The following is an 11,356-nucleotide window of genomic DNA, read 5'->3' as shown; positions in this document are numbered from 1 at the left end:
TTACCGGTGTAGGTCACGCCGAAAGTCGGCACCACGCCGATGGTGTTTTCGTCGCAGGCTTCAATCATGCGTTTCGGATCCATAAACAACTGACCGGGGCGCATAGGGATTTCACGCAGCTCCACATCCCAGTAACGGGCAAATTTATGCCAGCAGATTTGTACCGGGCCGCACACCAGATTAGGTTTATCCGTTGGCTTGCCTGCGGCTTCCATACGCTTGCGCCAACGCCATTTCATCGCCATCCCGCCGAGCATACAGGCCTCGGAAGAGCCAATGGTGTTGGTGCCAACGGCCTGACCATTTTTCGGCGCAGGCGCATGCCACAGGTCAGCAACCATGTTTACGCAACGCAGGTCGATAGCTGCAGATTGCGGATATTCTTCTTTGTCGATCCAGTTTTTGTTGATCGACAAATCCATCAATTTATGGACGTTTTCGTCGTCCCAGGTCTGGCAGAAAGTGGCCAGGTTCTGACGAGCGTTGCCATCAAGATATAATTCATCATTGATAATCTGGAATGCGACATCATCGCGCATTTCGTGCAGCGGAAATCGTTTTGACTCCGCGATAGTAGAAATGGCCTTTGCGCCAAAACGTGAATCGAGTAGTTCTGAGCGGAAATCCGTTAACAGCTTCTGGTCCATTTCGAACTCCTTAAATTTATTTGAAGGCAATAAAAAAGTAGGATTTATCCGCAATGGAAGCAAGGCATTACCGGCTTAATTTAAATAACAAAATCCTAAGCAGAAAAAGGACTTTTTATAATATAAACGTTTAACATGATAATATTAAAAACAGACTTTATTGTCGTAATAAAAATCGCCCAAACATTCCTGTTCGGGCGATCAAATTAATTATTGTTTATCCTGCATATACGGCGTATATACCCCGTTCAGACTGTGCAGGAAAGCTACGATATCATCCACATCTTCCTGCGGCAGCTCTTTGCCTACCTGATAGCGCAGCATCAGTTTTACCGCCCCGTCCAGCGTCGGCACGTCACCGCGATGGAAGTACGGTGCCGTTAAAGCAACGTTACGTAAACCGGGTACTTTCTGACGCAATTTATCACGCTCTTCTTTAGTAACATTCATACGACCAATATCCGCCGCCGTAATTTCCCCAAAGTTAAAGTCTTTTTTCAGCCCCAACGGCTCGAAAGAACGTCCGCCGAGAATAATACCACCATGACAAGTTGCACATTTATTATCTTTAAATAATTGATAGCCTTTTTTCTGTTGCGCCGTCAGCGCATTCTCATCTCCACGCAACCATTTATCAAATGGGGAATCCGGCGTAATTAATGTTTTCTCAAATTCAGCAATAGCATCAGTAATATTTTCGCCACTGAAACCTTGCGGATAGACTTCGAGGAACTGCGCTTTAAGCTGCGGATCTTTTTCCAGCTTAGCAATAATTTCGTCCCAGGATTTCGACGCCATTTCAATCGGGTTCAACGGCGGTCCACCCGCCTGATCCTGCAATGTTGCCGCACGACCATCCCAGAACTGCTCAACGTTAAATACTGAGTTAAATACCGTCGGTGCGTTAATCGGTCCAACGGCACCACCAACACCAATCGACGTTTTTCTGCCATCAACGCCACCCGCATTTAACGCATGGCAATGTGCACATGAAATGGTGCTATCAGCCGATAAACGGGGATCATGATACAGCGTAAAACCCAACGCCACTTTTTGCGCATCGGTAGGCAGTTTTTGCGGAATAGGCTGCACCGGTTCATTGCGATGCTCCGGAGCAGTATCATTACTGGCGTAATATTCCGCGCGCTGTTTTGCAATCCAGGCAAGTATTTCCGCCCGCTCTTCATCACTCACCTTACCCGCCCAGTGTAGCGCGGTGTAACGCGTTGGCGGCATAGTTTCATACTGCATCACCCATTCAATCTTATTCAGATCGCTTTGCGAAACGGGTTTATCTGCCAACAGAGCCGCACGCACGGCCTCGAGGTTAAAAGATTTATATCCAAGCTTAATGTCGTAATCCATCAACTGTTTCGCGCCAGGAATATAATAATAGGCGGGTAATTCTGCCGAAGGCGTATGACAATAGTCGCATCCTTTTTCGCGAAGAAAACCTAAAACCTGATTATTTTCACTGACAGCAGATGCCTGAACATCGGCCTGTTTACTGCGTTTATTATCGTGGTACCACACATAACCAGATAACCCTAAATAGCAAATCGCGACGCCAGCCAGGCCGATCGCGGTAATACGTGAGACCATTTTCATTATTCTTCCCTCACGGTGGTGAGTTATTGTGACCCAGAAAATTTTCCAGAATGCTGCAAACGTCTCTGCGAGACAAAGCCATCATAAAAAACAGGGAAATACGCTTTTTGATAGGAATCAATCAATTACATGAATATAAACTATCAATAAGATAGTCTGTACCTATTATACAGAGCAGGAATGGCATATCATGATTGCGGCGAGAGCAGGATTGAATGTTCTGAAAATGAAAAACAACACGGAATCCGTATTTTTATAAATTCTATTGATATTAGTGCGTTATATTTTTTGACAAGTTAATAAACGTGATCCACCGCACGCTTTGTCGCCCACCAGGCGGAGCGAATGACTACCCTTAAAGAAAAGCCCGATAATTAGCGACGAATTTCGGAGGTCGGATCCTTATGCTCAATCAGAAAATTCAAAACTCTAATCCAGACGAACTGATGATCGAGGTCGATCTCTGCTATGAACTGGACCCGTATGAATTAAAACTGGATGAGATGATCGAGGCAGAACCAGAACCCGAGATGATTGAAGGGCTGCCCGCCTCTGATGCGCTGACGCCTGCCGATCGCTATCTCGAACTGTTCGAGCATGTTCAGTCGGCGAAAATTTTCCCCGACAGTAAAACCTTTCCCGACTGCGCACCCAAAATGGACCCGCTGGATATTTTAATCCGCTATCGTAAAGTGCGCCGTCATCGTGATTTTGACTTGCGCAAGTTTGTTGAAAATCACTTCTGGCTGCCGGAGACCTACTCCAGCGAGTATGTATCGGACCCGCAAAATTCCCTGAAAGAACATATCGACCAGCTGTGGCCGGTGCTTACCCGCGAACCGCAAGATCACATTCCGTGGTCTTCCCTGCTGGCGCTGCCACAGTCTTACATTGTTCCAGGGGGCCGTTTTAGCGAAACCTACTACTGGGATTCCTATTTCACCATGCTGGGGCTGGCGGAAAGTGGTCGGGAAGATTTGCTGAAATGCATGGCCGATAACTTCGCCTGGATGATCGAAAACTATGGTCACATCCCCAACGGCAACCGCACCTATTATTTGAGCCGCTCGCAACCACCGGTTTTTGCGCTGATGGTGGAGTTGTTTGAAGAAGATGGTGTACGCGGCGCGCGCCGCTATCTCGACCATCTGAAAATGGAATATGCCTTCTGGATGGACGGCGCAGAATCGTTGATCCCTAATCAGGCCTATCGCCATGTTGTGCGGATGCCGGACGGATCGCTGCTCAACCGTTACTGGGACGATCGCGACACGCCGCGTGACGAATCCTGGCTTGAAGACGTTGAAACCGCGAAACATTCTGGTCGCCCGCCTAACGAGGTGTACCGAGATTTACGCGCGGGGGCGGCCTCCGGTTGGGATTACTCTTCCCGTTGGCTGCGTGATACCGGTCGTCTGGCGAGCATTCGTACCACCCAGTTCATCCCTATCGATCTGAATGCCTTCCTGTTTAAACTGGAGAGCGCCATCGCCAACATCTCGGCACTGAAAGGCGAGAAAGAGACAGAAGCACTGTTCCGCCAGAAGGCCAGTGCCCGTCGCGATGCGGTAAACCGTTACCTCTGGGATGATGAAAACGGTATCTACCGCGATTACGACTGGCGACGCGAACAACTGGCGCTCTTTTCCGCTGCCGCCATTGTGCCGCTCTATGTCGGTATGGCGAACCATGAACAGGCCGATCGTCTGGCAAACGCCGTGCGCAGTCGGTTACTGACACCTGGCGGGATTCTGGCAAGCGAGTACGAAACCGGTGAACAGTGGGATAAACCTAACGGCTGGGCACCATTACAATGGATGGCGATTCAGGGATTTAAAATGTACGGCGATGACCTTCTGGGTGATGAAATCGCGCGCAGCTGGCTGAAGACGGTGAATCAGTTCTATCTGGAACAGCACAAACTGATCGAGAAATACCATATTGCCGATGGTGTTCCCCGCGAAGGCGGCGGTGGCGAGTATCCGTTGCAGGATGGGTTTGGCTGGACTAACGGTGTGGTACGCCGTTTAATTGGTTTGTACGGCGAACCATAATATTTTTACAGCCAGCCGCTAACGTCCTGCTGGCTGTAAAATTATCCTCTTCAGGAGGAGATATTTAACATCATTGCCGCCTGGGTGCGATTTTTCACTTCCAGACGGCGATACAGGGATTCCAGATGCGCTTTTACCGTTCCGGTACTGATATTCAGCGCCCTGCCGATCTCTTTATTTGATTCGCCCGCCGCTAACATGGTTAAAATCTCCCGCTGGCGGGCGCTTAACGATTTGAGATCTTTAATGTCCTTTTCCGGCGTCGTTCGCCAGTCTCCCGGCAGAAACATCATCCCCATCGCCGCACTATTGACCGCCAACGCAAATGTCTCGACGGTTGAATCACGAGGCACAATGGCCAGCACATTAAAATGAATAACTTCCTGTAACCACCGTTTGTTGCAATCCGTCGCCGTAATTAACACCTTAACCTCAGGAAATTGCACCACGGTTTTTTGCAGCAACCAGTAGCAAAACTCACCATCCTGATCGCCATCGAGCATCACTAAGGCTTCAGGGTAACTTTCCAGCTTTTGCCATAACTCGTCTGCCTGACTGGCCCCCTGAATACTCACTCCTGGAATACGATGCTGTAAACTGATTTTCATTCCATGAATAAATATTGACTGCCTGTCAAACATGACTATTTGCATAACTGAATCTCCACCTGAATACGTTAAAAAGACTTAAGTAGTGGAAGGGTATTACCCGCGAGAAAAAATAAGAATTCGCCATTTGGCGGTGGCCATTCTACAGAGATGACGCGTAGAAAATAGTTACCGATATAAATAGTTACAGCTAAACGCCTGAAATTACATGTCGAGGGCATTATTTAAAACAATTTTGAGGATTTCCTTATATTGATGGCTAGTACGCATGCAATTAAAAATGAAATTCCGCGACCACAAGCCAAAATAACAAACGGCAATGAGACAAAAATAAGCACAAATAGCCAATACGTCCTCTGTTCACTTTAAAGGGAATCGCTGAAAAATACGCTCTGTTTAAGGGGATTCACCGTTCTCATAAAGCTATTCTCCCCTTTTCCTACTGAGAAATCGCCACATTCGTCATGACAACATTGTGAAACCCGGCATTAGATGTTAGAAAAACAATAAACAATGCGATATGCGCGTTACTGTTTCGCTGTGAACAACAATCGGTCAAAGAAATGGATAAAATTCACGCAATGCAGTTGTTCATCAAAGTCGCGGAGCTGGAAAGTTTTTCCCGCGCAGCGGATTTCTTTGCTTTGCCAAAGGGAAGTGTTTCGCGCCAGATACAGGCACTGGAACATCAACTTGGCACCCAGCTTCTCCAGCGCACCACGCGACGGGTCAAACTCACGCCAGAAGGCATGACCTATTATCAACGGGCAAAAGATGTGTTGAGTAATCTCAACGAACTGGACGGTCTGTTTCAACAGGATGCCACCAGTATCAGCGGTAAATTACGCATCGACATCCCACCAGGAATCGCGAAAAGCCTGTTACTGCCGCGCCTGTCGGAATTTCTCTATCAGCATCCGGGAATTGAGCTGGAACTGAGTAGCCATGACCGTCCGGTAGATATTCTTCATGATGGTTTTGATTGCGTGATACGCACTGGCGCGTTATCGGAAGATGGTGTTATCGCCTGTCCCCTCGGCAAACTGACCATGGTCAACTGTGCCAGTCCGCACTATCTGACGCGCTTTGGTTATCCGCAAAGCCCCGATGATCTGACTTCACACGCAATAGTGCGTTACACACCGCACCTGGGCGTACATCCGTTAGGTTTTGAGGTTGCCAGCGTTAATGGTGTCCAGTGGTTTAAGTCTGGCGGCATGTTGACGGTAAACAGTAGCGAAAACTATCTCGCCGCCGGTCTTGCCGGTCTGGGGATTATTCAGATCCCGCGCATTGCCGTGCGCGAAGCCCTGCGTGCCGGGCGGCTTATTGAAGTATTACCTGGCTACCGTGCCGAGCCGCTCTCCCTTTCGCTGGTTTATCCGCAGCGTCGGGAGCTTTCCCGGCGTGTAAACCTGTTTATGCAGTGGCTGGCTGGCGTAATGAAAGAGTACCTGGACTGACCGACTATACTTTTTAAGAATGATCAAGACAGAAGGATAAAAGAGCGGATGACGCAGGAAAACGAGATTAAACGTCCCACCCAGGATCTGGAGCTCGAGCCGATTAAACCGCTGGATAATAGCGAGAAAGGCGGCAAAGTTAGCCAGGCGCTGGAAACCGTCACCACTACTGCCGAAAAAGTCCAACGCCAACCGATTATTGCGCACCTGATTCGCGCGACTGAACGCTTTAACGATCGGCTGGGGAATCAGTTTGGTGCGGCTATCACCTATTTCTCATTTTTGTCGATGATTCCGATTTTGATGGTGTCGTTTGCCGCCGCTGGTTTCGTTCTGGCCTCCCATCCGATGCTGCTGCAGGATATCTTCGACAAAATTCTGCAAAATATTAGCGATCCGACGCTGGCAGCTACATTGAAAAACACCATCAATACCGCCGTTCAACAGCGTACGACGGTAGGGCTTGTCGGCCTGGCGGTGGCGCTTTATTCCGGCATCAACTGGATGGGTAACCTGCGTGAAGCGATTCGCGCTCAATCGCGCGATGTCTGGGAACGTTCGCCACAGGATCAGGAAAAATTTTGGGTTAAATATCTGCGTGATTTTATTTCGCTGATTGGTTTGTTGATTGCGCTCATTGTGACGCTTTCGATCACCTCGGTTGCCGGTTCGGCGCAGCAAATGATTATTAGCGCCCTGCACCTGAACAGCATTGAGTGGCTGAAACCAACGTGGCGGTTGATTGGTCTTGCGATTTCCATCTTCGCCAACTATCTGCTTTTCTTCTGGATCTTTTGGCGATTGCCGCGCCACCGTCCGCGCAAAAAAGCGCTAATTCGCGGAACATTTCTTGCTGCTATAGGTTTTGAAGTGATTAAAATCGTGATGACCTACACACTGCCATCGCTGATGAAATCTCCGTCTGGCGCAGCATTTGGCTCCGTGCTGGGACTGATGGCGTTTTTCTACTTCTTCGCTCGTCTGACGCTGTTTTGCGCGGCGTGGATTGCCACCGCCGAATACAAAGACGACCCGAGAATGCCGGGGAAAACGCAGTCTTAAAATATGCCGGATGCAGCGTAACGCCTTATCCGGCCTACGAATTTATTCGGCCTGGCTCCCCGTAGGCCGGATAAAATGCGCCAGCATCGCATCCGGCTATCATGCGCACATAACCACTTAAACTCTTCCCCAGAGCCTTTTCTGTCATCTCTTAGGAGCAAACAATTTCATTCCAACTCATTACTCCAGCATATAAATCCAGTTGGTAACTTTTATTTAACCTAAAACCAGTTTTATCCACCATTTATGAAATTATGTGAAGCATTTCATAGAAGAAAAATCACCAGCTTAAACATTATTCCCTTTTTGGCTGATTTTCGACCAACTCCGCGATTTGTTACACATTGAAATATCACTTTTGCTGTGCGTAATATGGCTATTCGTTAGCCAAAAAATAAGAAAAGATTATGCAAGCAACAGCCACAACACTCGACCACGAGCAAGAATACACGCCGATCAACTCGCGTAATAAAGTCCTTGTCGCCTCTCTCATTGGCACGGCCATTGAGTTCTTCGACTTTTATATTTACGCCACTGCGGCCGTTATTGTGTTTCCGCATATCTTCTTCCCGCAGGGCGATCCTACGGCAGCAACGCTACAGTCGCTTGCCACCTTCGCCATCGCCTTCGTCGCGCGCCCTATTGGCTCTGCCGTCTTTGGTCATTTTGGCGATCGCGTTGGGCGTAAAGCGACGCTGGTCGCCTCGTTGCTAACGATGGGGATTTCGACCGTGGTGATTGGTCTGCTGCCGGGCTATGCCACGATTGGTATTTTCGCCCCGCTGCTGCTGGCACTGGCTCGATTTGGTCAGGGTCTGGGCTTAGGCGGCGAATGGGGCGGAGCGGCGCTGCTGGCAACCGAGAACGCACCACCGCGCAAACGTGCACTGTATGGCTCCTTCCCGCAACTGGGCGCACCGATTGGCTTCTTCTTTGCCAACGGCACTTTCTTACTGCTTTCCTGGCTACTGACCGACGAGCAGTTTATGAGCTGGGGCTGGCGGGTGCCATTTATCTTCTCGGCGGTGCTGGTCATTATCGGCCTGTATGTTCGCGTATCGCTGCATGAGTCGCCGGTGTTTGAGAAAGTCGCTAAAGCGAAAAAACAGGTGAAGATCCCGCTGGGTACGCTGCTGACCAAACATGTTCGCGTAACCGTACTGGGTACGTTCATTATGCTGGCAACCTATACGCTGTTTTACATCATGACGGTCTACTCAATGACCTTCAGTACCGCCGCCGCGCCAGTTGGGCTTGGCCTGCCGCGTAACGAAGTATTGTGGATGCTGATGATGGCAGTGATTGGTTTTGGCGTGATGGTGCCAGTCGCCGGATTACTGGCTGATGCCTTTGGTCGCCGTAAAAGCATGGTAATCATCACCACGCTGATCATCCTGTTCGCGCTGTTCGCCTTTAACCCGCTGCTCGGTTCTGGCAACCCGATTCTGGTTTTTGCCTTCCTGCTGCTGGGGTTAAGTCTGATGGGACTGACCTTCGGGCCGATGGGCGCGCTGTTACCAGAGCTGTTCCCGACAGAAGTGCGTTACACCGGAGCATCGTTCTCTTACAACGTAGCGTCGATTCTCGGGGCTTCCGTTGCACCATATATCGCAGCCTGGTTGCAGACTAACTACGGGTTAGGTGCGGTGGGGTTATATCTGGCGGCGATGGCTGGCTTGACGTTAATCGCCCTGCTGCTGACCCATGAGACGCGACATCAGTCGTTGTAATAAGGTTGAAAATTGCCTGATGCGCTACGCTTATCAGGCCTGAACTTCCATAAAATATATTGAATTCGCAAGGATTTGTAGGCCGGATAAGGCGTTCACGCCGCATCCGGCAGTTTCCATCACTTCTTCATCTGCGACAAAATCGTCCGACACTGATTAGCCTCCCCTTCGGAAGGAGAGATCAGCGCCAGTAACGCCGCCGCCGGTGTTACCAGCGTTGCCAGTGCCGCCGCAACAGCACCACGGGCAATCAACGGCCCGGCTTTCACCCCAGCCTGCGGATTTTTAAATGTCCCACGCACATACAGCGGCGAACGCAGTGTGATAATGCGAATCCCTTTACTTTCTGGATCGATAGTTAAATCCAGCTGTTCCGAAGCAAAACTTGCCGTGCCGGTAACATTGATCAACGCATTCTCAGTATCAAAAGCAAAAATCTGCGGACGCGCCACACCGTTGGCAATATCCAGATTCGCCGCCGCGCAGTTCACCCGCACCTCATCATCACCAAATATCGCACCGACAATGTAGTTGCCGACATTCAGGCCGACAATCTCCATCAGGTTGCGGCTCACCAGCCCGTCATTCATCAACAGTTTCAGGTTGCCGTTACTGTTGCCTAAAAGCGCCGCCACCGAGTTACCGCTACCGCGTAGTTCCGCGTCACCGTTCATTTCCCCCAGCGTCTTCTGCATCAGTTCTACATCGGGCATCAGTTCTTTCAGTTTCAGCCGACGCGCCTGAATATCAGCCCGCCCCTGCATCGGTTTTTTATCACCTTCCAGATGAATATTCGCCGCAATGCTGCCGCCTGCCATGCCAAATTTCAGCGGTTGCAGGCGCAGGTCAGCATTTTTGAGGATGATATGGGTAGAGAGATCGCTAATCGGCAAGCTACTACCATGTTCAATGCGCCGACCTTTGAAGCGGACATCGGCATCCATGACGTCCCATTTATCGGTTTCGAAGCGGTCATAAGGCAGCACTTTGCCCGCAGGCTGAACGCTTTTTTCGCCTTTCTTCTGCTCAGACCGTTTCGACTTTTCTGCACCTTTTCCAGAATCAACGCCAATCAATGGCCCTAAATCTGCCAGCCGCAATTGCCGCGATTCGACATCACCTTCCAGTTTTGGCCGTGGCTTGCCGGTGGTGTAGATCAGAGAACCGTGAATATCACTATCGCCAATGCGCCCATTAAAGCCTCGATAATCAAATACCGACGATTTTTCAGTGTCGATTTTCGCGACCAGCCGACCATCGGTTTCAAACGGCGGGGTATCGGGCAGCAGAACGCCCGTCAGTTCATAGAGATCACCCAGCGAATCGCCAGAAAATTTAAGCCGTAAATCGACACCGCCCATCTTCATTGGGTCATTCACGACGCCATCAAAAGCGACGCGAGTATTCCCGGAGCGGAAATCAGCCTGTACCGGAAACGGTGTACCTTCGCCGCGTAGTGCCAGCATACCGCCGATTTTACCTTTGCCCGTGAGCGGTTCACCGTTATAACGTCCCTGCGCCTTCAGACCAAAAACGTAATCGCCCACCTTTTCTTTGTCCGCTTTACCTTTCGATCCGGTAACTTCACTGAACGGCAGCGGCTTGCCTAACGGATCGACAAAAATTTCCAGATCCGCTTTGCTTACTTTGTCATCAATAGCGATCCGCCCTTGATCGAACAGAATATTATCCAGTCGAAACGACCACGCAGACGGCTTTGCATTCATGTCTTTGTTGTCATCATTGGCGAGATTAAAGGTCCAGTTATTGTTCTTTTCAGAGAGACGAATCAGACGCGCGTCGGGCTTCTCCAGTTTTATCCACGGTAGCCAGACCGTTTTGGTCAGCAACGCCAGCGGGGCCAGCGTCGCTTCTACCCGCGGCAAATGCACCATTGTTACTTCGGGAATATCCGGCGGATTGCCAAGAATGATGTCTTCTGCATGCACATGAGGCCACGGCACCCAGCTGCGCCAGCCGGTTTCTTGTTTTTGCCGCTCCCACACCACGCCCAGATCGCCACGGATAGCGAATGGACGATTCAACTCCGCAGAGACTTTCTGGTTGATGGTCGGTTTGAGTCGATTCCAGTCAAATGTTGCAATCAAAATGATCGCCACGACAATCAACAACAAGAAAGTCCCTGAAATAGCAGCGGTTATTTTGCCTGCCTTGCTCATCGTT

Annotated in this window: 8 protein-coding genes; 4 read left to right on the top strand and 4 right to left on the bottom strand. The window is 49.9% G+C overall.

What is annotated here, in order from left to right:
• Both BEB54_RS24405 and ccp read right to left on the bottom strand, forming a co-directional pair.
• Positions 1-647, bottom strand: a 647-nt coding sequence (locus BEB54_RS24405; protein WP_047397171.1) for a pyridoxal-dependent decarboxylase, incomplete at its 3' end; no start/stop codon positions are given.
• Positions 648-857: 210 nt separating this feature from the next.
• Positions 858-2,255: a cytochrome c peroxidase gene (ccp, locus tag BEB54_RS24400; protein ID WP_000784846.1), complete on the bottom strand. Its 1,398-nt coding sequence runs from the start codon at positions 2,253-2,255 to the stop codon at positions 858-860.
• 404 nt (positions 2,256-2,659) lie between these two features.
• Here ccp and BEB54_RS24395 point away from each other — a divergent pair, with 404 nt between their 5' ends.
• Positions 2,660-4,309 carry an alpha,alpha-trehalase gene (locus tag BEB54_RS24395; protein WP_000934242.1) on the top strand — a complete coding sequence of 550 codons (1,650 nt, stop codon included), beginning with the start codon at positions 2,660-2,662 and terminating at the stop codon, positions 4,307-4,309.
• 50 nt (positions 4,310-4,359) lie between these two features.
• Here BEB54_RS24395 and BEB54_RS24390 read toward each other — a convergent pair whose 3' ends face one another.
• Positions 4,360-4,962 (bottom strand): helix-turn-helix transcriptional regulator, encoded by a 603-nt coding sequence (locus BEB54_RS24390; RefSeq protein ID WP_001167663.1) that lies wholly within the window; start codon positions 4,960-4,962, stop codon positions 4,360-4,362.
• Between the two features lie 518 nt (positions 4,963-5,480).
• Between BEB54_RS24390 and BEB54_RS24385 the strand changes: the two genes are divergently transcribed.
• The 3 genes from BEB54_RS24385 (at position 5,481) to BEB54_RS24375 (ending at position 9,172) form a co-directional block, all read left to right on the top strand.
• Positions 5,481-6,380 carry a LysR family transcriptional regulator gene (locus BEB54_RS24385; RefSeq protein WP_032185444.1) on the top strand — a complete coding sequence of 300 codons (900 nt, stop codon included), beginning with the start codon at positions 5,481-5,483 and terminating at the stop codon, positions 6,378-6,380.
• A 48-nt stretch (positions 6,381-6,428) separates the two neighbouring features.
• Complete coding sequence (gene yhjD / locus BEB54_RS24380; protein ID WP_000191271.1) at positions 6,429-7,442, top strand: inner membrane protein YhjD; 1,014 nt, start codon at positions 6,429-6,431, stop codon at positions 7,440-7,442.
• Positions 7,443-7,849: 407 nt separating this feature from the next.
• Positions 7,850-9,172, top strand: coding sequence for an MFS transporter (locus BEB54_RS24375; protein ID WP_001149003.1), 1,323 nt, complete (start codon positions 7,850-7,852; stop codon positions 9,170-9,172).
• Between the two features lie 119 nt (positions 9,173-9,291).
• Here the strand turns inward: BEB54_RS24375 and BEB54_RS24370 are convergent, their stop codons facing one another.
• The gene (locus BEB54_RS24370; protein WP_024212000.1) at positions 9,292-11,352 is read right to left on the bottom strand and encodes an AsmA family protein; all 2,061 of its coding nucleotides are present in this window, start codon (positions 11,350-11,352) and stop codon (positions 9,292-9,294) included.
• Positions 11,353-11,356 lie beyond the last annotated feature (4 nt).

The organism is Escherichia sp. MOD1-EC6021 (genome assembly GCF_002965245.1).
Taxonomy (GTDB): domain Bacteria; phylum Pseudomonadota; class Gammaproteobacteria; order Enterobacterales; family Enterobacteriaceae; genus Escherichia; species Escherichia coli_F.
The sequence above is the reverse complement of the archived record's forward strand: the minus strand, read 5'-3'. Positions and strand labels throughout refer to the sequence as shown.